Annotated in this window: 28 protein-coding genes and 1 pseudogene; all 29 read right to left on the minus strand. The window is 41.2% G+C overall.

Annotation, left to right across the window (positions count from 1 at the left end):
• Positions 1-74 precede the first annotated feature (74 nt).
• On the minus strand, positions 75-875 hold the full coding sequence (locus BLS69_RS11460; protein WP_371129041.1) for a phosphotransferase: 801 nt from the start codon (positions 873-875) through the stop codon (positions 75-77).
• Positions 876-886: 11 nt separating this feature from the next.
• Entirely contained in the window at positions 887-1,162 is a 276-nt protein-coding gene (locus BLS69_RS11465) for a hypothetical protein (protein WP_091031581.1), read from the minus strand.
• A 166-nt stretch (positions 1,163-1,328) separates the two neighbouring features.
• Entirely contained in the window at positions 1,329-1,868 is a 540-nt protein-coding gene (locus tag BLS69_RS11470) for a GNAT family N-acetyltransferase (RefSeq protein WP_091031584.1), read from the minus strand.
• Positions 1,869-2,072: 204 nt separating this feature from the next.
• On the minus strand, positions 2,073-3,260 hold the full coding sequence (locus BLS69_RS11475) for a glycoside hydrolase family 5 protein (RefSeq protein ID WP_091031586.1): 1,188 nt from the start codon (positions 3,258-3,260) through the stop codon (positions 2,073-2,075).
• A 207-nt stretch (positions 3,261-3,467) separates the two neighbouring features.
• Positions 3,468-3,884 (minus strand): hypothetical protein, encoded by a 417-nt coding sequence (locus BLS69_RS11480; RefSeq protein WP_091031591.1) that lies wholly within the window; start codon positions 3,882-3,884, stop codon positions 3,468-3,470.
• A 26-nt stretch (positions 3,885-3,910) separates the two neighbouring features.
• Entirely contained in the window at positions 3,911-4,939 is a 1,029-nt protein-coding gene (locus tag BLS69_RS11485) for an alpha/beta fold hydrolase (RefSeq protein ID WP_091031593.1), read from the minus strand.
• 51 nt (positions 4,940-4,990) lie between these two features.
• A complete protein-coding gene (locus BLS69_RS11490; RefSeq protein WP_091031595.1) occupies positions 4,991-5,626 on the minus strand; it encodes a hypothetical protein in 636 nt (211 codons plus the stop codon).
• Complete coding sequence (locus tag BLS69_RS11495) at positions 5,623-6,168, minus strand: GNAT family N-acetyltransferase (RefSeq protein ID WP_176872683.1); 546 nt, start codon at positions 6,166-6,168, stop codon at positions 5,623-5,625. Before BLS69_RS11495 ends, BLS69_RS11490 begins: the two co-directional genes overlap by 4 nt.
• 28 nt (positions 6,169-6,196) lie before the next feature.
• Positions 6,197-6,466 (minus strand): hypothetical protein, encoded by a 270-nt coding sequence (locus tag BLS69_RS11500; protein WP_091031597.1) that lies wholly within the window; start codon positions 6,464-6,466, stop codon positions 6,197-6,199.
• Positions 6,467-6,516: 50 nt separating this feature from the next.
• A complete protein-coding gene (locus BLS69_RS11505) occupies positions 6,517-6,984 on the minus strand; it encodes an NUDIX domain-containing protein (RefSeq protein WP_091031598.1) in 468 nt (155 codons plus the stop codon).
• A 20-nt stretch (positions 6,985-7,004) separates the two neighbouring features.
• A complete protein-coding gene (locus BLS69_RS11510; RefSeq protein WP_256332281.1) occupies positions 7,005-7,766 on the minus strand; it encodes a serine hydrolase domain-containing protein in 762 nt (253 codons plus the stop codon).
• Positions 7,767-7,995: 229 nt separating this feature from the next.
• Complete coding sequence (locus BLS69_RS11515; RefSeq protein ID WP_091031601.1) at positions 7,996-8,439, minus strand: GNAT family N-acetyltransferase; 444 nt, start codon at positions 8,437-8,439, stop codon at positions 7,996-7,998.
• Between the two features lie 59 nt (positions 8,440-8,498).
• Positions 8,499-8,957 (minus strand): GNAT family N-acetyltransferase, encoded by a 459-nt coding sequence (locus tag BLS69_RS11520; RefSeq protein WP_091031602.1) that lies wholly within the window; start codon positions 8,955-8,957, stop codon positions 8,499-8,501.
• Positions 8,954-9,523, minus strand: a complete 570-nt coding sequence (locus tag BLS69_RS11525) for a P-loop NTPase family protein (RefSeq protein WP_091031605.1) — start codon at positions 9,521-9,523, stop codon at positions 8,954-8,956. The genes BLS69_RS11520 and BLS69_RS11525 overlap by 4 nt, the downstream gene beginning before the upstream one ends.
• Positions 9,520-10,062 (minus strand): GNAT family N-acetyltransferase, encoded by a 543-nt coding sequence (locus BLS69_RS11530; RefSeq protein ID WP_091031606.1) that lies wholly within the window; start codon positions 10,060-10,062, stop codon positions 9,520-9,522. The genes BLS69_RS11525 and BLS69_RS11530 overlap by 4 nt, the downstream gene beginning before the upstream one ends.
• Before the next feature lie 2 nt (positions 10,063-10,064).
• Positions 10,065-10,562 (minus strand): GNAT family N-acetyltransferase, encoded by a 498-nt coding sequence (locus BLS69_RS11535; protein ID WP_091031609.1) that lies wholly within the window; start codon positions 10,560-10,562, stop codon positions 10,065-10,067.
• A 23-nt stretch (positions 10,563-10,585) separates the two neighbouring features.
• Positions 10,586-10,942, minus strand: a complete 357-nt coding sequence (locus BLS69_RS11540; protein WP_091031612.1) for an NIPSNAP family protein — start codon at positions 10,940-10,942, stop codon at positions 10,586-10,588.
• A 37-nt stretch (positions 10,943-10,979) separates the two neighbouring features.
• A pseudogene (locus tag BLS69_RS11545) lies at positions 10,980-11,859 on the minus strand (methyltransferase domain-containing protein).
• A 391-nt stretch (positions 11,860-12,250) separates the two neighbouring features.
• Complete coding sequence (locus BLS69_RS11550) at positions 12,251-12,718, minus strand: DUF2691 family protein (protein WP_091031615.1); 468 nt, start codon at positions 12,716-12,718, stop codon at positions 12,251-12,253.
• A gap of 47 nt (positions 12,719-12,765) precedes the next feature.
• Positions 12,766-13,296, minus strand: a complete 531-nt coding sequence (locus BLS69_RS11555; RefSeq protein WP_091031616.1) for an AAA family ATPase — start codon at positions 13,294-13,296, stop codon at positions 12,766-12,768.
• 12 nt (positions 13,297-13,308) lie between these two features.
• Positions 13,309-13,794, minus strand: coding sequence for a GNAT family N-acetyltransferase (locus BLS69_RS11560; protein ID WP_256332343.1), 486 nt, complete (start codon positions 13,792-13,794; stop codon positions 13,309-13,311).
• 74 nt (positions 13,795-13,868) lie between these two features.
• Entirely contained in the window at positions 13,869-14,225 is a 357-nt protein-coding gene (locus BLS69_RS11565; RefSeq protein ID WP_256332282.1) for a DUF952 domain-containing protein, read from the minus strand.
• Positions 14,226-14,252: 27 nt separating this feature from the next.
• Entirely contained in the window at positions 14,253-14,783 is a 531-nt protein-coding gene (locus tag BLS69_RS11570; protein ID WP_091031621.1) for an AAA family ATPase, read from the minus strand.
• Between the two features lie 193 nt (positions 14,784-14,976).
• Positions 14,977-16,041, minus strand: coding sequence for a polysaccharide deacetylase family protein (locus BLS69_RS11575; RefSeq protein ID WP_091031624.1), 1,065 nt, complete (start codon positions 16,039-16,041; stop codon positions 14,977-14,979).
• Between the two features lie 220 nt (positions 16,042-16,261).
• The gene (locus tag BLS69_RS11580) at positions 16,262-17,311 is read right to left on the minus strand and encodes an ABC transporter substrate-binding protein (protein WP_091031625.1); all 1,050 of its coding nucleotides are present in this window, start codon (positions 17,309-17,311) and stop codon (positions 16,262-16,264) included.
• A 105-nt stretch (positions 17,312-17,416) separates the two neighbouring features.
• The gene (gene yjfF, locus BLS69_RS11585; RefSeq protein WP_017689006.1) at positions 17,417-18,391 is read right to left on the minus strand and encodes a galactofuranose ABC transporter, permease protein YjfF; all 975 of its coding nucleotides are present in this window, start codon (positions 18,389-18,391) and stop codon (positions 17,417-17,419) included.
• Positions 18,381-19,424, minus strand: coding sequence for an ABC transporter permease (locus BLS69_RS11590; RefSeq protein ID WP_091031628.1), 1,044 nt, complete (start codon positions 19,422-19,424; stop codon positions 18,381-18,383). The genes yjfF and BLS69_RS11590 overlap by 11 nt, the downstream gene beginning before the upstream one ends.
• Before the next feature lie 4 nt (positions 19,425-19,428).
• Positions 19,429-20,940 (minus strand): sugar ABC transporter ATP-binding protein, encoded by a 1,512-nt coding sequence (locus BLS69_RS11595; RefSeq protein ID WP_091031630.1) that lies wholly within the window; start codon positions 20,938-20,940, stop codon positions 19,429-19,431.
• 85 nt (positions 20,941-21,025) lie between these two features.
• Positions 21,026-22,048: an ABC transporter substrate-binding protein gene (locus BLS69_RS11600; protein ID WP_091031632.1), complete on the minus strand. Its 1,023-nt coding sequence runs from the start codon at positions 22,046-22,048 to the stop codon at positions 21,026-21,028.
• Positions 22,049-22,065 lie beyond the last annotated feature (17 nt).

Consider the following 22,065-nt stretch of genomic DNA (forward strand, 5'->3'; position numbering starts at 1 on the left):
GGGATTCGAAAGATGGAAACAAAAAAACCGCTGTCCAGCCCTTAGGCTATCACGCGGTCCATTAGCATTACCTTTCAAACCCATTCATCCCAATGGTTTTCAAGAAAAATGACTTCTTTCTCATAGTGGGCCAGGTGACCCTCTTCGACCATCTTCATAAAAGCGACATCTCCATCCGCCGCACGATCAGTCAGTGTTTTACACATGAAACGGATACGGGATATGACCCAATCCTTCAAATCTGCTGGAACACTCAGCCCGTACGTAGCCATAAATAAGGCAATCCGTTCTTTTCGAACAGTTCCGTGCGCCTGGCTGTCGTATGGCATTACACCTTTTCCATCCATCTCTGGTGAAAATTCTGCGAGTGGAACGGATGTATACAAGGCATAGGCGATATCCCACATTCGCGGACCTGGACCCGCCATATCAAAATCAATAATGCCTTGAGGACGGCCATCCTTGTACACCACATTATACGGCGCAAAATCGTTATGACATACAACTTCATCTTCAGTTAGGCCTGGATATCTGTTCGTTGATACTGATGTTGTTGTAAATCCAACGGTCGCATCATGGTAACTTCTCAACAGTTTCGCGACTTCAATCAAAGATTCGTCTGACCACATATACTCTTCTAGATCAGGATAATCATTGCCTGGAACGATGCCTTCGAGGTAAGAGAGCGTTTCTCTCCCCTGTTCATCTATTCCCAGAAATCGAGGGGCATGATCATAACCAACTTTTTCGAGATGTAAAAGCAATTCAATCACATATGGATTTGGTTTCGCATGCCGGCGAACCGTCTCACCTATTCTGACGACCTTATTCACATTACCTCCCGATAACACTTCCTCCTGTTCGGCCACTTTCATCCCTCCTCAAGCTAAACTTCCTTGCTATGCCCATGATTACGATTTTTCTTATAACTCCCCGGGAATCCCGCGACCAATAGTATGAATCCAACAAAGAACATGAAGTATACGAGTAAACCTGTTGGATGCTCGTTCGTCTGAGCAAACTGGGGTACGTTGGTCCCTCCTGAAGCGTATCCTGCTTCTACTATAGCGACAGAAACTCGTATTGAGATTCTCTCCATCGTTGAAATAAACACACTGCCAAGCATGAGGACTACACCCAAAATCTTGTTAATATTATTCATTTCATGCCTCCTTGATTAACCGTCCAATTTTTAAGAGGTTATCTACTTAATGTCTTTCGATTCTCTAGTCTATATTCCTGCATGTTATATTCACGGTCCGTTCCTATATCATCATAGCAAATAGCGCCGTCATCTCTGACGCCGCTGTTTATGCTCTCTGAATAAGTTACGTAGCTACCACTGGGTGCAGATCCATACTATTTTCGAAAAAGGCTGACTGTCCAACATAATACAGATCATACATCTGTTCATTCATGTTGATCTGTTGATATACATCTGGATACACATCATTGGCTAATTTCACATAAGGCAGTTTTTGTACCGCTTTTCTGGATCTTATATTCTGTTTGCGTATCTTCATAAATACCGTTTCAATCCCATGTTCCAGAAACAGTTCAACAAAAAAGGCTGATTTGGCTCTTTGGCTATACCCATTTCCAAAAAACGGTGAACCAATCCAAGTGGCTAAAAAACCGGTTTGATGCTCAATATGATATAGATCAATGGTTCCAATAGGCTGCCCTGTTTCATTCAAAATCGTTCGGGAAATCACCGTTTTTTGTTCTTCTTCGGCCATCAATTGTTTGGTGAGGAATAGATATTCTTCATACGATTGGCATTGATAACGAACGTAAGGAGAAACTGCGGGGTCCATCATTAAGCTGTACAGTGAAAGGCATTCCTGCAAATCACGTTTTTTTAACATTCTGTCTACCACCTAGTCCTTTTAGTTCGCTATATCAAGCAAATTAAGTATATAAAAGCTAGTGTGGGATTTAATGAATTCTGTATGTGGCTTATGTAAAATGCATTGGTAAATGTTGTTCAACTTTATCTCAGGGTAGCACAAAAAACGGCATGTCCCTTTTGAAGGAACACACCGTTTGTACGGATGCTGATCGACAGTAAATTATTGCATACCTTGCATGATTGCATTAATGATATTTTGCTGCGTTACGGTATTGTTCGAACGGTTAAACAATGCGAATCCATGTTGACCGTTATGCCCGTTATCCCAATAAACAGGAACCATTTTGTATTTTTTAGCTTTTGCGGTAACTGCTTTTGCGTATGCAGCACGATATACATTGTTGCTGGAATCGTAGGACGTTTTATCAATGGAACCGAACTCACCAATCACTACAGGATAGCCCTGAGTCACAAATTTGTCGTACATGGACTTAAACTGCGATTCAAGATAATCCTCTTGTCCCCAAGTAGACTTCTTGGCAGGATTCGTAGAAGTTGCACCCCACTGTGTGATATTACCGTTTTCCTCACCTGCAAAATCCCACGGAGAGTAATAGTGTGCCGAGATCATGATTCTCTTCTGCGAACTAGGAATAGCCGAGGATCTGTAATTATCTGTAGGAAGAGCAAAGCCATAATTACCAACAGTGTAGTCAATATTGGTATTCCAGCCTGGAATCAGCAACCATCTGGCATTGTTGTTACCACCAGTCTGACGAACCGTATCCACGAAGATTTGATTGTATGCGTTCAGATTGGCGTAATACGCCGAGTTTGGATTGCCATAGTTACCATCGAATACTTCGTTCATGGATTCGAAAATAAGGCGATCATTGTAGTTGCTAAACTTGGTGGCAATCTGCTGCCACACCTTTTTATATTTTTCCTTAATGGCAGCCTGATTGCCACCATTCACGAGCAGCCATCCACCCTGTACGGAATTATACCCATCACCATGAATATTGATGATCACATACAGACCTTCATTGTACGCGTAGTCCACGACTTGCTGAATTCGATTCAGCCATGCCGCATTGATTGTATAATTGGGAGCGCTTCCAATGTTGTTCAAATAGGAAACGGGAATACGAATGGATTTGAAACCTGCCGCTTTTACCTTTTTGATTAACTCTGGAGTTACCGTAGGATTGCCCCAAGCTGTCTCATTCGGTGTACCGTTCAACGCTGCTTCCAGCTGATTGCCGAGATTCCATCCTGCACCCATCTCAGATACTATTTGCGAAGCGTCAGCTGCTGATGCTTTAGCGCTCCATCCGGTAAAGGCTACCGCAGCCACTAATACCAGTGCCAAGCTGCTGATGCCAAACTTCTTCCATTTTTTGAACATAACCATACCTCCGCTTATTCTATTATTTTTAACAAGCAGTGCAGTTAATCTATCCATACAGATTGAATGATTCGAGAATACGTGCCTCCTCTCCCTATCGATCAAACAAATGAATTTTTCGTCTAACACCAACATAATAACACATTTATGGAAAATAAAGCGATATCTTTATTGTTTTTTGTGACTATTTACTACAAAATAATCCATCTATCCGTTTAAGTGGATTGCTTGGATTTGTTCTCTGTCAAAATCAATAATCATGATGTGATCGCGCAGGATATTATCTCCGCAAGATATTGTTGCGCCGTAGTCGGTTATACCGTTAAATGTGATATCCACACGATAAACTTCAATCTCATTAAACCAATTCTGATGTACCTTTTCATCAAGTTCATTCTCATAATATTCTCGAAAGACCGTCTCACAAATAGAAAACCACTTAATGTAGTCATCTATTTTATTAACCATTGAATCTAACGGTGTATTTGTGGACACATATATTCGGACGTCATTTAAATCCTCATCCTGTATGCAATGTTTAAATATTTGCACTGTATTTTGCAGAGTGTAACACCGGTAACTCTCATCACTCTCTTCTTCAAGCTCAATGAATTCACTTAACAATATGATCTTGCTCCTTTCAATGCATCTTAAAATAGCTCATTTAACCACTTTACGAATTCTTCTTTCTCCTCAAACTGTGGGTAATGCGCCGACTCGTTGAATACAATGAAGTCTTTGATCGGTGCATTCAATACATCAAAATAATCACGTGCTGCATTCGCAGTAGTCATATAATCATATTTACCCGTTACAAAATAGGTAGGAATCTCCAGATGATCAACAATATCAGGTAAATTTTGATCAAATGCTTCCTTCAGTAAGATGTCTTGTGAACTGAACATCCCTGAATAAAAGCGAATCATATCCAGCCCATTGTATTCGGGATTTAAAAGGAATCCTGAAATATAATCTCTATTCTCATGGATGAGCCTGGCTGCACCACCGTACTTTTGCAACAAAATTCTAGGCGTAAGTTCCTTTCCTTGCTCAATCGAGCTGCGAATTAGCTCCAGTTTTTTAACGTCCTCTGCATTACCGGCTTGTTTCGCTTGCTCGTACGTGTACTCCAAACTTTCCAGTTCGCTCTGAAGTGTATTAGCCATCTGTCCGATGCCTATATAAGCGTGAAACTGAGTAGGTGCTTTAGCCGCAGCTTTCATCCCGATGTATGTACCAAATGAATGACCGATTAATATAACCTTCTCTTGACCTAACTCCTTAGATACATAATCCCTTAACGCTAACAAATCATCTACTAATACATCTGTTGTGAGATTCGAGTAATCCTCAAAAAAGTGATAGGACTTCCCACTCCCACGTTGATCGTAATGCACCACCGTGAAGTGTTGCTCAAGCTCTTTCTGATACTTCCTTACGTAAGGAATCTCCGAGCATCCCGGCCCGCCATGCACAAAAATCAGGATAGGGTTAGTCCGATCAACACCCCTGATCATGACTTCATGTCCTGTACCGTTAATTTCGACCTGCTCTAACATGCTGATGCTGTTTTCACCTTTAATTTTGGGTGTCCATGTGGGAAATATCAGAGCTACTATGACCATTAAAATAATACTGAATATGCTGTACTTGAGTGTTTTCCGTATTTTTTTGCGCATGTAATGCTCCTTACGTCATAAGTTTCATTTGTCATTCTACCAACGGTTCATTTATCGTAACGGATACATCAATTCAACGGGTTCTTTCACCAGCTCTTCTTGGAAAATATAATTATGATCGGCTCCTACGATACAGAGGATTCGTTTTTCTGGATGAGCTTCAATTGTATTTTTGACTCTTTGAACCATAATCTGATTACGGACCACCCAGCGAAAGTTCTGTGCCTTCGGATTTACCTCATGCAACCATTCATATTTTTGTCTGGTTACGCGATCGAACTCCTTTGAATTAAAAGGAATCTCGCCAAACCGATACGTCTCCATTTGCTCCGCAAACCAATGATCGTCCCGTTGTTCAAGTTCTTGGCGTTCCTCGCCCGAATAACCGTTGAATGGATCAAAAGCATTCCATACATCTAATTCAAACCAATCAATAGGGACAAATGGGATGTTATGCTTCTCGCATAAAGGGAAGACCAATTCCCAATACTCACTAGCTGGTTCTCCCCAGTATCCTCTATCATGTTTGTCCTTCAGGTACCTCAACCAACTCTGCGGATGAACTTCACCACAAATGAGATCTGGTTTAAACTCAGTGATCACATCCTTGTAAAGAGAAAGGGAACAATGATATCGCTCCCTGAGTTCAGGATTATGAATGGTGCCAAGTATCCCAACCGTTGTCATGTGCCCAGCTCCTTTATCATATGTATATCGTTCGGCTCTTTGTCATAAAGTTCTTGATCGATCTCACTTGCAATCTGACTGCCCTGACTTTTATAAAAGGATACCGCTGATTTCGTCTCTGTGGAGGAGATATACAGATACTGTGCACCACGTTTCTTAGCCTCTTCACCTAACTCGTTTAGAATACGTTTTCCAATACCTTGTCTTCTGTACCCGCGTGAGACATACATCAAGTCAACTTGTAATTGATTTCGTTCTTTTCCTCTATATTGATGTGCCAGCACACCAAATCCGATTAATTGATTGTCAGCAAACGCGCCATATGCCATGCCACCTTGTTCTAATTCGTACACATATCGATTTTGAATCTCTTTCAAAAGCATCTCATCCCAGTTTGAGCATTCATGATTTTGTTCAAGTTCAACCAATCGGTTCCCTCTCATTTCATAAATGAGATCAATATGTTCCGAACGATCTATTTCCTGCAGCTGGTTCACATCTTCAAGGGTCAACGTTCTATACGTTATCATGATCGTTGCCATCTCTCTTTCCACATATTATTTCTAAGACCTATGGTTTTATAGATCGAAGTCTGTATTTATCAAAAACTCTTTTATCGTACAAAATAGTGTATTCCTTGTTCTCTTCAATTAGTTTTGACATATCCATTGGAACGGCTATTGTTCTTTCAAGATTATTAAAATTAATTACAGTCATTTCATTTTCACTAATCTTTTGAACAGTAACTGCTTCAAAAATTGAAGTTCGAAAGGAATTCCATAACAAAATTAAAATCAATAAAAGTAATAGTGACATGATGAGTCCCTTATTCTTATTCACTAGTTCTTTTCATCTCCTTTAGTTTCAAAACAGAGTTCCTCCAACTAAAACTAGCTTATTTTAATTTCAGGTAACTCATTCAAATGATTTATTTCGATAGTGTATTTCTTAAACTTATGGTTCTCAAGTCCATCCCATCTGTCTGAGAAATGATAAAACATATCTCCAAAGTTCATCCCTTCTGGTAATACATCCACAAGCTTTATTTCATCAATTTCAGACTCCGGTAAGCTCTCCAGCAATTTAACCTCAGCATAAGAAACCATACCAAAGCTCCCATTCCATTCATATACACCATAAGGTATTAATTCGAAGCGTATTGCCCCTGTCTCTTCATAGAGTTCTCGACTTGCCGTGTGTAAAATTGTTTCCCCTATTTCTTTGTTGCCTCCTGGTATCTCCCAACCTCCTCTTTTCCTATTTTTTATAATGATGAATTTATTATTGTATTTCGCGATCATAACTGCAAATTTGATTAACTTTGGATCAAGTTCATCTAGATCAAACCAGTGGCTCATGTTATCTCTCCCATAAACAACTATTCTGTCAATATATAATTGTTAAACCATTGAAGTGGTAACAAACTATCATCGGATTTAATCGTTGTGAATACCGCAACCAATCCTCGATCTTGGTTAACAAATATGTATTGCCCTCTTCCTCCGCCCATACCCATAGCATAAAACGTTTTATTTTCAGCGTCTTCTTCCTGGATGCTTTTCATTATGCGCCAGTGGTAGCTATATAAGGTTTCGAAAGTGAGAGAAGGCCTTACACTTCTAGCAATCCAGTCAGCAGAGATGAGTTGTTTCGAATTCCACTCCCCATTCTGAGCGTATAACACTCCAAACTTCAGCATATCTTCGATCTTCATTCGCAAACCAAAACCACCGATCGCAATCCCTTGTGTATCCTGATACCAATGGAAATCGTTAATACCTAGAGGTGCAAATAAGTTCTTTCTTGCAAATTCCGAAGTGTTCATACCAGTCGCCTTCTGCAATATGGCGCTAAGTATATGCGAACTCCCGCAACTATATTTCATTTGGATTCCAGGTTCGAATTCAATGGGTTGCTCAAGAACAAATTTCGTCCAATTCCTAGATGGGATCATCGCTTCATTCCCCGGATAGTGCAAGCCCGAGGACATCGTTAATAGATGCTTAATCGTAATCCCCTTTTTGCTGTCATCCAGATCGTTAAAATAATTCACAATTGGGGTATCCTCATTCTCAATGTAACCCTGTTGTATAGCTATTCCCACCAATGCGGAGAGCACACTTTTTGTAATTGAATTCACTTTATGTTGTTTTTCTTTCGTTTTTCAATTCCGATAAAATTCATATTGAATTGCGTTTTCTCGGTATATCATGCAGCTCTCCGCTTTATTTCGTTTTATCTCTCTTTCAAGATCATTAAATTCAGTAATATGTAACCCTCCCTTGTGGCTCGCATACTTTCCGCCATCCTTTTGTTTCTCCATAAAAATTCATCATTCGTTAAATCCAATACTATGTTAGGTACTCGTCTTATAATCTTTTCTTCATAAAATATTGAATGATTCCATCAGGATACTCATCAATTAATCCAAACACTTCATAGCCCATTTTTTGATAGAATTTCGGTGATTGATATGAAAATGTGCTTGTGTGTGCAAGCTTACATCCTAATTCAGAAGCCATGCTTTCTGCTTGCATGATTAAAGACTTCCCATATCCTTTCTTTCTGTGTTCCTCATCTATCCAAAAATTATCAATATATAATGTTTCACAATATGTAGCACAGAAGATTCCACCAACTGCCTTACCTGTCTTGTCCCGTAAAAAAAGATTGATAGTCTTTCCAGGCTTATTTAATAACCCATTTGTTTCAGAGACATTATAGTTATATAAGTTATTACAAACTTTTTTGTAGTCTTCTTCATGATTATCAAATGCGATTTGTAATTCTTCTTCATGATTCATACGATTCATTGTTTAAATCCCCTCATTTAGAAAATCATCACATGTAATCTATACACTATTCAAATTTCTTACCTTATTACCAACCTGTAGATCACTTCATCATCTGAATTGGTTCTATTCTCACTGATAAACAACATGCTCTTATACAAGTTCTGTGCTATTTCATTATTCCGTTCAACCGTTAATGAAATAACCTTGCACAACGGATGCTGTTTCGTAATGTAATCTAGAATGGCTCTTAAAGCACGCTTTCCCATTCCTTTACCTTGATAGGATTGATCGATTTGAAAACCACCAATCCAGTAGTTATCTGTACTATCTGGCGTATAACTTAGATAAAAGAAACCAAATACCTTCCCATCGATCTCAAGTACGTAAGGATCAAATGCTTCATCCCACGGTTTTACATAGGCGTAAGCGATTCCCTCAATAACGGACGGAACTAATGACGCTTGGTGTTCATACAAAGAGATCTTCAGCGCCTCTTCCCAATTCTCTCGTGTGACTGGTTGTATCTTTATATTCACCACTGTATCTCCTCACTCGACAATCCTTGATTACCTCTAAGGTTCTTTTCACTTTCACTTACAACCACTTCCAAATGATGTTCAATCAACTGTATCACTTGTTTTTTATTCTTTGTGATTGTCGCAGTTTTGCGATTTGTGTTAATTGTACATATAACTTCTTCTATATTATATTGATGGTTCCATTTTACAATCATCTTGCATAAGTCCGTGAATGACTGCTTGTAATTCCACGGTTGCAAGCCCATTCTGGACAATACAAACCTCTTTATAATCCGATAATCTCTAATGAAAACATTTGGAGCTAATACAAAAATCAAATCCGCTTCCTGGATGGACTTAATGGTCCAATCTTTGCACTGCACTCCTTCTATGATCCAAGCCTCTGAACTGACAATAGATTGGACAGATTCATCCCTAACATGTTCAGGATATCTCAGATTTTCGGCGCTTCTGTCCCATATGAGATTGTCTAATTCATAAGAAGGAATACCGTATTTATCCGATAATTCTTTGGCTAATGTTGATTTCCCACTACCGCAAGATCCAATAATTCGTATTTTCATACATATTCTTTCTTCAAAAATGCATAGATGACATTATCAACAAATCGATTTTTCCAAATAAAATTCTCTTTCAATATGCCTTCTTCACTGAACCCAATTTTCTCAAGCAACTTTCTTGATCCCGCGTTCTCTGGCTCTACAAATGCTTCAATTCTATTTAATTCAAGGTTATTGAATCCATATTCAACGATTTTCTTAGTTACCTCGGTCATGTAACCCTGCCGCCAGAACTCCGGTGCTAATTCATATCCCATCACAGCTTTATGATGTTGTTTCATCCAACCATGAAATCCACATGTTCCAATAATTCTGTTGTCCGATTTCAAAGCAATTCCCCAGCGGATGACCTGACCATTTTCGAATCGTTCATTCCATCTTTGTATGAGTTCTTCTGCTTGTTTTGTATTCGTAAAACTTTCTACATCGTAGAACCTTGTAACTTCATCTGAAGAAAAATATTGAAATATGTCTTGGGAATCACTCTGTTTAATCTCTCTTAACAGCAATCTTTTGGTTTCTAATTCAGGAAATGGAGTCATATTCACTTCACCTCAATCGAGAACACTGCTACATTTTTCCCAATGATGTCTACGTCCTTCTCGTGTTTCATGCCATTCTTTTGCGCGACTTTCATAGAACCCACATTGCCATGTTGAATTAACGATATTAATCGTCTCTGTTTCAAGTGATCCATGCCATATTCTTTCCACGCTTTTGCTTGTTCATATCCGTAACCCATTCCCCAGTATTGCTCTACAACCCAGTAACCAACTTCAAGCTCATCAGTGCCTTCAATGATTTGAGGAATCAGTCCAGAGGTTCCAATTAACTTGTTATCCTCTTTATTAAATGCGAGAAACAGCCCTTTATCGTCTTTATTCCAGTTGATGAACTTTTCCAGGCTTTGCATGGTTTCTTCCTTCGTCCAGGGTCCTCCATGTCTAATAAATTTCATCATATTTGGCTCACGTGTCATCTCAAAAAGTAAATCGAAATCATTTTTGGTATATTTCCGAAATATAAGTCGTTCTGTCTCCATCTTTCTCTCAGCTCCTTTTTTATTCACTTCAAAATCGTTTGTTCGCGCTCTACTGTCGATGTGAAAAACACTTGCCTTATCTCGTCACGAAATACTTCTTTATACCGATGTCTTCCAATCTGATCAAAACGGGCTTGAACTCGCTTTACGTGTTCTTTATCTGATTTTATCTTTTTCTCAATTTCTTCGTATTGTTCAAGAGTATCGTATTCCCACATCGCAAAAATTTCGCTGGTTTCATCATCGATTGGTGTGTGCCATCTCCCAATAAGTCTTGATCCGTATTTCAATTGGGATGGCAGCAAAATATCATTAAACAGAGCATTAAACTCTTCTTCAAAAGAAGTCGCAATAATATAAGTTTTTCTCCTATATATCATCATGTGTACCTCCTTATGTGTGATAGAAGCTATACAACTATCTCGTCACGATTCCCGATGTAATTTTCATGTTTGGAGCATAGGTTAACCATGAGTTTTCATTAAACTTCCTGGCAAATACACTCTCTGCTTCATATTCTCTATTCGCTTCTTCTGAATTCAGTCCTCTTTCAATCAGTTGAGCAACTACTTCATTTCTTGCATTCGGTTCTTGTCCCAGTCCTTCTTCTTTTAATGCATGAAAAAGCTTTCCCTTATCCGAATCTGCCATGTGTTGATCTAAGAAGTTAACTTTGTCACTCACCCGGCATTCTACATTTCGCAAGCCAAGTTGGCTAAGCAGAATCGGAATCTTCATACCGATATTTCCATATTTACCACTCCGTTTGGCATCCGCCTCGAACAATTTTTGGAGAATACCTAGCTTAATAATCTTGGATTGTTCAAGTCCATGTAATTCATAGTTTGACATGTTAGCGATCCAATGAGGTTCAAAACATATGATTCTACCCTCATCTACTACACTGTCGATCATCTTCTGAAGAACGGTGATAGGTTCTGTCATATGTAATAAGAAGGCATGACTTATCGCAATATCGTATTGACGTTTCACTTGCACTGTTTCAATGTCATCTACTATAAAAGTCGTTTGATAAGAGGTCTTTGAGAAACTCTCTTTGGCCTGCTTAATCAATTCTTCACCCTTGTCTAATCCGGTATAGGTTGATCCTTCGGGTAATAAAAGGAAGCAGCTTCAATCCGAGATAGCCATAACCACATCCATAGTCAATGATATCTACTGAATTTTCAATCTTCCATACACGTTGAACCAAAAACTCAAGATAATCATCGTTATAATAAAGCCACCGCGTATTTCTCAGATATTCAATTTGGTCATCCCAATAGTAATCAGACAAGGTGAAATCCCTCCTTTATAAGATGTAATCGTATTCATAAACATTCACATATCATGGGGAAGCGGACTAGAGTGTGTCTTCCAACTCAGGCGATTTACTAAGGAACACAGGACATCTTATTCGTCCCTCACGTCCTCTTTTAAAATTGTAAGGAACATGAGACATCTTATTTCCCAAAATCATCTGATAAAAACACTACAAAAGGCTATTTTTTCTGATATAGCGTGTCTCAGATTCCTTAGATTTCGGAGGACGTTTCAAATTCCCGAATAAGACGTGTCAGGTTCGTTGGCATTAACACCTAACACTAAACTCAACGCTATGTTAACGCATATCAACGAAAGCATGGGAAGATCTATCAAACCTTAGCAGTTAATCCCAATCTCCTTTATCACCAGACCGATAGTATTGTCCTCGTATCATTCTCATCCGTTAAATATTCGAGAGATTCAAATCCCTGTCTATTTATATGATTATATAATTCCTCGACTTTTTCTAGATCTTTACAATAAACCGTGACGTAGATACTATCGATCACAAGAAGAACCATCTGACACTCACTCTCCACATAATCTTCATAGGTGATTACATCTGTTATTTGTGTGCCTTTTGGAAATGCTTTTAAATTCGTAAATATTAAATAATACTCGTTGTTCTCAATAATCTTTTGTAATTCTTCTCCATTCATACCAATAATCATATCCGGAAAAAGATCATCCCCTAACGTATCACCCTCAATGAAATAGGATTCTTCTCCACCAATAAACCAATCGAAATTAGACACCTCCATTGGTTTTAAAATCTCTCCAAGAAAGCGACCATAGGCATTTGGTATTTCAAAACGTATTCCTCTGTTCATCTGTTCACCTCTTATCATTTTCAATTCGAAGCATGATAACAGTGCAGTTATTTCAATTGATATTTTTCATTATTTATAATTTCACTTACTATTTCAGGTAATTGTTCTTCTGTATAATGATTAGTATACAGCTTGTTATCTACTCTCAGATCCGGATGATTTTCAAAGTCATTCAGCAGGATTATACTTCTTTCTTTCATTTGATATTCTTCTGCTCTTAGACGGTCTCTACGAATAATGGTTTGACGATCAACCATTAATACAACATAGATTATGCGAACATGATAGTTTGCCAATTCGGTCATTAATCCATTAATGTCTTCCGGAAAGGCCACATAGTCCAGAACTACATCGTATTTATAGTCCAATAAGTTTTTCACTAGACTGAATATATTTGTCCAAGTTAAGTTATGTGTATCCTTATCAAGCCAGGGTTTACCTCGCCCTTTGACCGGAAAGTGACTAACCGCATCTCCAGAAATATACGCACTTCTCTCTAAAGTCTGAACCAGCAGCTTGGAAGTTGTAGATTTCCCTACTCCAGGGGGGCCAGATATAATATATAGGTTTTTACTCATTCTGTATTCTCCTTACAATATCTTTTGGAAACTTCCAATATCCAGTTTTCTATCAAATTTATATCCAATCTCTTTAAACAGAGCACATTGTTCATAACCATTTCTCTCAAATAATGATTTACTTCTAGTATTCTCCATGCAAATTGTCGCAATTAATGTATGGAATCCTTGTTCTTTTGCAACCTTCTCAATGAAACTTAATGCTTGTTTCCCCAAGCCTTTTCCCAAAATGTCGGGCTTTAGATATATGGTGACTTCACCGCAAATATCATATGCCTGTTTACTCTTATATTGGGTGATCAGAACATAGCCCATCATTTGATTGTTTTCAAGAATTACGTAAGTTTTATACCGCGTATCCTTGTTCATCACAGAGGATTTAATCTGATCAAGATCTAATTCCTCCGTATGAAACGAAATCGTTGTATTCATTACATAATAGTTATATATCACTCTAATTTCAGGGAGATGCTGTTCGGTTACCTCTTCAAAAGTCACTGTTGTCAATTAAGATCCACCCTCATCTTTTCATTTTCTTCAAAAATACCATTGTCTATCTAAGAAATCCGACATCACCGCATGTTCTCTAAATCAGTTGGTAACGAAAATTCACCTTCTGTATTAGGCTCAAAATCATATGTATGAGATACAGCGTCAAGATTTAACTCACCGTAAATATGAGGATATTCCCTGCCTTCATTATACAGATCTTCCCATATAACTTCTGATTTTAATTTAGATGCATCCAAGCAAAGTAATACTAACCCCTTTGTCCCGTGGTAATTATAATTAGCCACAGCTACGATCCTATCCACAGGTGAGCAATGAATAAAACCTTCCTTTTCTAAAGATGCTGCTCTGTATACCCCATTGATCACCGCGGCTTCCCATTCTTTTCTCGAGAGCACATGTACAATCATCATCATCATAAAACCCTCCTATTAAAAAAATGATAATTATTTGGATAGGACCTTCTTCAAAATGAGTTCTATGATTTCACTAGTCTCCAAATGATCGGTAATAATGCGAGTTTGAAATTGTTCATCCTTGAAAGCTTCAACACACTTTGGTGCTTGTTGATACTGCCAGCCTCCATATTCATCTCCGCGTTTAGCCAAACGATGATAAATCGTCTCTTCTGTAGCCGTAAGGCAAAAATGATGAATGTCCTGATCGATCTCTTTCAACCCGTTATAAATGTAATTAAAGTTTTCCTCTTTATAGATGGTCATAGGGATGATTAAGTGTTTGTTGTATTTCTGCTTTACTTCTTTTGCTGTCTTTACGGTTAGAATTTTCCATAGATCGATATCTTGAAAATCATCCGTCCGTTCCCTTTCCTCTCTACAATTCTCCGGAAGAAGTTTTCTGAGCATATAACCTATTTCTTCAGGATCGTAAATCATGCTGTTTGCAATTAAGGGCTGAAGTGCTTCTGCTGCAGAAGTTTTTCCCGAACCAAACGCTCCGTTAATCATAATGATCATTTGATCAATCCACTCCTATTCCATAAATGGTTTCAATACACACCAAATTCTTCCTATCCTCAATTTCATCCATTATAAAGGTTTTTCTTCCACTTTTGTGTTATAAAATGGCCAAAAACATGAGGAAAACCCATTGGGTTCACCCAACGGGTTTTCATGATAGTGCATTATTTTTCAATCAACCTTGAGCTTGTTAATGTATTTCCAAGTAATCGATATATATATCCCATGTTCCGTTATCGGCTGTTACAACCAACTCAATGACCTGATTTCCCGTTCCATGGCTGATATTATTCAGGGTATAGACCGCTGGAGAGCTCCCGCCAAAGTAAAAGGTTCCCTTCGTCTGTCCACCAATCTTCAAATCAACTCTAGCCATGTTGGCATTGTTTGAAGCTCCACGAAGTGAAAAGTTGTGAGTGCTCGTTGCAAAATTCTGAGTGTATTTAACCAAATCATTGTTAGCATAAAGGACCACGCCATTGAAAGGAGAACTGATATTGCCGGTGTATTGCCCACCTTTGGTCATATTCTCAGCTTCCACTTTTGTTCCGTTACTTGGCGGATTCGTAGTGCTACTATCGGGTGCAACTGCCCGACCGGTCGTTGATGAGATCATGCCGGAGCAAAGGCCACGATTCTTCAGATTTTGTGCAATCTGCGGAATGGCTTGAAGTGTCGTCTGGTACTGATCATGCATTAGAATAACGTCACCACTTTTCATCGTGTTCACAGCCGCTACAATCTGGGCCGCGCTGGCGCCATTCCAGTCTTGGGAATCTACGTTCCACAGCACTTCAGTTAGGCCATTTTGGCTCACAACGGATTTCAAGGTCGCATTTGTCGCACCGTAAGGAGGTCTGAATAGTTTAGGTGAACTGCCGGTAATGGACTGGATTGTCTGCTGTGTCCGTGTAATCTCTGACGACATCTGAGCGCTGTTTAATGTAGTCATATTCGGATGTGTATACGAATGATTGCCAATCCACATACCTGCTGCCACCTGTGCAGTAACCAGCGATTGATTATTTTGCGCATTTTGTCCAACATTGAACATCGTTGCCCGTAAACCAGCTTGCTTCAACGCGTTAAGCATGTTTGTTGTATTTCCAGATGGGCCATCATCAAACGTTAGACCTACATAACCATTCGGACAACTTGCATCTGCAGCACGAGCATCGGGCACCGCCGGGATAGAAAACAAGGTACCAAAAAGTGCGAGAGATATTACCGCCTTGGCTAACTTTACTTTGAACATAAAATTACCTCCTCAGATTATAATTACAGCATAATACCTTCTACACTCCCTCTCTTTATCAAACTTTCACCCTCAAAAAAAAGCGCTTTCAAATGTACGCAATCCGCTGCGTACTTTCTCATAGATAAGAACTTTTAGTTCAAGGTGAGTTCAGTATAAACGATAACTTTATTTAAAGTAAATTGAATTTTATCCAAAATGTTCTATTTATTCGCGTGTTCTAGAATCGCCTGTTGTACATCTCCCGTCTAGCACTCTCCTGTGTAAAAATGTCCTCCGGGGGCACCATGCGCTTTGGGAGTGTACGCCCTGCAATAATTTCTTTTGTAGCCTGCATAAGCTGAGGACCAAGCAGCGGGTTACATTCCACCACAGCGTTGATTTTCCCACTCGCCAGAATTTCAAGTGCTTTGCGGGAGCCGTCCACCGAGACAATGATAATGTCCTCTCCCGGCTTCAGCCCAACTTCTTCTATCGCTTGTATGGCGCCAAACGCCATTTCATCATTATGGGCAAAAAGAACCTGCGGCCGTTTGTCTTCCGGGACCTGAAGGAATTCTTTCATCACTTGTTTCCCGTTGTCCTCCGTAAAATCGGCCGGAGCACTTTGTGAGAAGATGATATCTGCTCTGGTGTCGAAAATGCTACTAAATCCTTCACCACGCTGGATAGAAGGCGTAGAACCACTCGTGCCTTGCAGTTCGGCAATTCGTATCGATCCTGGATGATTTCGCATCCGATCCTGAACGTACTTTCCGGCCTTCACACCTTCCTCGTAAAAGTCCGATCCAATCGTTGTTACAAAAAGTGAAGTGTCTTTGACATCAACTGATCGGTCTACGATGATCACGGGTATACCTGCATCCTTGGCCTCCTGAAGAATACCCTCCCAGCCCGATTCCACGACCGGTGCAATGGCAATGACATCCACCTTTTGTCTGATGAACGACCGAACAGCCTCGAACTGTTTCGTCTGAGACTGTTCTGCATTTTTTATCACAAGGGAGATTCCCGATTCTGCCGCAGCATTCCGAATAGACGTGGAATTTGCCAGACGCCAGGCACTCTCTCTGCCCAGTTGTGAAAAACCCAAAACAATCGGTTTCGTAGAGGTATCCCTTGCTACCGCTGATTCCATCCATTCCTCAACGGACGGAAGAGTTTTCAAGTTGTTAGACGAGATGGGAGGAGGCACAGTTTCAGACTCAGGTGTTGTGCAACCAACAAGCAGCAGAATGAACAAACACAACCCGTTCACATATCTTCTCACTCACGCATCCCCCATCTCCATGTTAGTCTCTGCAGCCACCAATGCAGAGCACATCGTGTTATATCATTGTTTGGTATTTGTGTTCAGTTATTTAATTCGATTAACTTAATGCAGTGATTTCGAGGATACTCGCCGCCCGCTAAGAAGTCGTTGGAACAAAATAAAGACAAACAGCATTAGACCAATCACAATCTTGGTCCACCAAGAGCTGAGCGTGCCTTCGAAGCTAATTATAGTTTGGATAGCCCCCTGGATCAATACACCAATAAAGGTTCCCGCCACATACCCCACACCACCTGTTAACAAGGTGCCTCCTATCACAACAGCCGCGATGGTATCAAGTTCAAGACCCATGGCGTGTAATCCATAACCGGATAACATATAGAAGGTAAAGACAACACCGGCAAGCGCGGAGCACAAACCGCTGAACGTATACACCAGGATTTTGGTACGTGCAACCGGCAGTCCCATGAGCAGCGCGGATTGCTCGCTTCCGCCGATGGCGTAAACGTTGCGCCCAAACCGGGTGTAATGTGCCAGGTAGATCGCGAGCAGTACAATAACCAGAGCAATAATCACATTAATGGAGACAAAGCTGCCCCCTGGCAGGGAAATTTTCGCCTGTGCAACCTGTGTGTAAAATGGATTTGTAATAGTAATCGTGTCGAGACTAATGACATAACACAGCCCCCGTGCCAAAAACATGCCGGCCAGCGTCACGATGAAGGGCTGGATTTTAAAATAGTGGATGATCGCCCCCATGACAGTGCCAAACAACGCGCCCATGACAAGCACCATCGGTATAACGATCGCAGGCGACCACCCTTGCTTCTCGACCAGACTTGCGCTAATGATGGTCGTCAGCGCAATGACAGATCCTACCGACAGGTCGATTCCTCCCGATACAATCACAAAAGTCATGCCAATCGCCGTGATGATCAGAAATGCGTTATCAATGAGAAGATTAAGCAGTACCTGAGTGGAGAAGAATCCCGTATACCGGAAAGAGCCTATGGCAAACATCACGGCCAGCAAACCGAAGGTGACAAAGACCGGGAGATACTTACGATTAAGAAACATGGCGGTTAACCCCCTGTTCGGCTGGAAACTTCCGTTTTTTCCAACGGATCACCATGGAATTGCGGAATGAATCGGATTGAATTAAACATACGGCCAGTACAACAAAGGCTTTGACAACCAGCGTAACTTCTGGCGGGACTCCAATCATATAGATCGTTGTTGTTAAGGTTTGGATAATGAGTGCTCCAACGACGGTACCCATTAGATAGAAACGACCACCATTGAGCGAAGTACCCCCGATGACGACAGCAAGAATGGCATCGAGTTCATACCACAGACCTGCGTTATTGCCATCCGCACTGGATACATTCGAGCTGAGAATAAGCCCGGCAATGCCGGCACACAGACCACAGAAGACATATACCGTGAGAATAACCGTTTTTGAACGAATACCTGCCAGTTGGCTCGCGTTTGCGTTACTTCCAACCGATTCGATAAACAGTCCCAGTGCCGTTTTTCTCGTCAACAGAGAGGCAACAAGCAGAACAGTTAATACGATGAAGATGGAAAAAGGCAATGCTGCAAGCGAACCCGCCCCGATATAGGCGTAGTTCGCGTTGGATACAGTAATAATCTGTCCACTCGTAATTAATTGCGCAATCCCACGTCCAGCTACCATCAGAATAAGCGTTGCAATAATGGGCTGGATTCGGGCAACCGAAACCAGCGCCCCATTCCATATGCCCAAGATCAGTGAGAGACCTATAGATAATCCGAGTGCACCCAACACAAGCCCGAAGGAACTCTGATCTACTCCTCTGCTGATGCTCATACAAGCCACTGCACCGGAGATCGCTACAATGGAGCCCACAGACAAGTCGATACCTCCGGTCGCAATCACCAGTGTCATACCGATCGATACCAGAATTAAGGGCGCTCCAAAATTGAGAATATCAATCAAGCTGCCATACAGATTCCCTTCACGCATGACGAGGGAGAAGAAATCCGGAGAGTACAGCAAATTAAAGATTAAAAGTAAACCAAGCATACACAACGGCCAAAACAAATGATGTTTACGCATCTTGCCCGCCATCTCTTTAACCTCCTGCCATTGCTTTCATGATTTGCTGTTGATGGATCTGATCCCCGCTAAGTTCTTGCACTTTTTTGCGGTCCCGGATTACGGCAATCCGGCGGCTGACACGAATCACTTCTTCCAGCTCGGACGAAATGAACAGCACGGCCATGCCCTGCTTCGACAGAGAAAGCACTAGCTTCTGTATTTCGGTCTTTGCACCGATATCAATTCCACGCGTAGGTTCATCGAGAATTAACAGATTCGGGTTCATCAGCAGCCACCGTGCAAGCAACACCTTTTGCTGATTACCGCCGCTCAGATTTTTAATTAAATGCTCTGGGTTTTTCGGATGGATATTTAACAGGTTGATGTACTTTTCGGCGATCTCATCCTGCTTCTTGCGTGAGATTGGTTTGGACCAGCCTCGTGTCGCTTGTAAAGCCAGAATAATGTTCTCCCGAATGGTCAAATCATCGATTATGCCTTCGGTTTTACGGTTCTCGGAGCAAAAAGCAATATTCTGATCAATTGCATGACGCGGCGACTTGACCGTACTTCCTGTATCTACAACGAGCAATTTGCCTTCATCTGAACGATCTGCACCAAAGAAAAGGCGAGCGATCTCGGTACGACCAGACCCCAATAACCCAGCCAAGCCTACGACTTCTCCTTTGCGAATGTCCAGATCGAACGGCTCAATTGCTCCTTTGCGTCCAAGTGCCTTAGCGGTAATTAACAGTTCTCCCGACTCCGCCTGGGCAGCATCCGCTTCCTTCGGAAGCTCCTCAAGCACCTCAAGCTCCTTGCCGATCATCTTGAGCACCAGTTCCATGCGTGGAAGTTCTGCGGCTATGTACTCTCCTTCCAATTCCCCGTTACGGAGCACCGTGAGACGATCCGACATTTCGTATACCTGATCAAGAAAATGAGTAACAAAAAGAATCGCCAGACCTTCACTCTTTAATTTGTGCATAATACGAAACAGTTGCTGAACCTCGTTTTTGTCCAGACTGGATGTGGGTTCATCCAGTATGAGCACTTTTGCCGAGATGCTGAGTGCTCTTGCAATTGCAATCAGTTGTTGAATCGCCACCGAATAGGTCTGTAAAGGAGCCTTAACATCGATGGACAGATGTAATCTGTCTCGCAGAAGGTTCTCCGCATCTTTGTTCATTTGCTTCCAATTGATTTTGCCAAATCGCATCGGCTCCCGCCCGATGAAAATATTCTCAGCAACCGTTAAGTTTGGACAGAGATTGACCTCTTGGTAAACGGTACTGATTCCCGCCTTTTGCGCTTCAAGCGGACCGGAGATCGAAAGATCCCGGTTATCCATCGTTACCGTTCCTTCGTCAATGGAATAAACGCCGGTCAGAACTTTAATAAGCGTGGACTTCCCTGCTCCGTTCTCACCCATCAAGGCATGAATCTCGCCCGGAAACAAGCGAAAGCTGACGCTGGATAGCGCTTTAACCCCGGGAAATTGTTTGGTGATGCCTGTCATTTGCAAAATGGGTGTTTGCTCGGCCATATAACCCTCTCCTTTGTTATGGAAAAAAGTCATTTAGCGACAGCCTGGTCGAAAAATGACTTTTCGGTGTTATACGAATCTGCTTTTAATATTCGCGTGTTGGCAATGCTTCTTTGGCTTGTTCCGATGTGAACGTTGTCTCGTCCGTTACGATTCGGGCTTCGATGTCTTTTCCGTCCACTACCGCTTGAACCGCTTCCATTAATTGAGGTCCTAACAACGGATTACATTCAACGATAAAGTTGATTTTGCCATCAGCTGCAGCCTGCATCCCATCCTTCACGGCATCCACAGAGATAATGGTGATATCTACGCCTGGTTTCAGTCCTGCCGCTTCAATGGCCTGAATTGCACCAAGTGCCATATCGTCATTATGTGCATAGAGAACATCTATTTTTTTATGTGCTTTGAGGAAAGCTTGCATGACTTCTTTTCCTTTGGCACGGGTAAAGTCACCCGATTGTGAAGCAATCACTTTAAGCTTCGAATTGGAAGCAATCAATTCCATAAAGCCCTCTTGACGGTCATTCGCTGGTGCGGAGCCTGTTGTACCCTGCAACTCAACGATATTGATCTCGTCTTGTGTATCCTTGTATTGGTCACTAAGCCACTGACCTGCTTTGCGTCCTTCTTCTACAAAGTCGGAGCCAATAAAGGTTTTGTAGAGGGTTTTATCTGGCGAATCCACAGCGCGGTCCGTCAAAATTACGGGAATGCCTGCATCCTTCGCTTCCTTCAATACGGTATCCCAACCGGATTCTACAACAGGGGAAAAAGCAATCACCGTCACCTTCTGTTGTATGAAGGATCGCAAAGCTTTAATTTGATTTTCCTGCTTCTGCTGCGCATCGGAGAATTTCAAATCATAACCCGCTTCTTTGGCTGAATCCTGAATTGACTTGGTATTCGCCGAACGCCAGCCACTCTCCGCACCAACCTGCGAAAAACCAAGCGTAATTGTTTTGGCGCTGGCAGGTGTACTGCCATTCCCACTCGTTGAAGTTTCTTTATCGGAGCCTGCTCCTCCATTGGTACTGCTACATGCCGTGCTGACCAGCATCACTATAGCCAATGTTATGGCAAGTCCCCACTTTTTTTTGGTTCGCATGTTGTGATCCTCCCTTT

The sequence above is a fragment of the Paenibacillus sp. CF095 genome (assembly GCF_900101225.1).
Lineage (GTDB): Bacteria > Bacillota > Bacilli > Paenibacillales > Paenibacillaceae > Paenibacillus.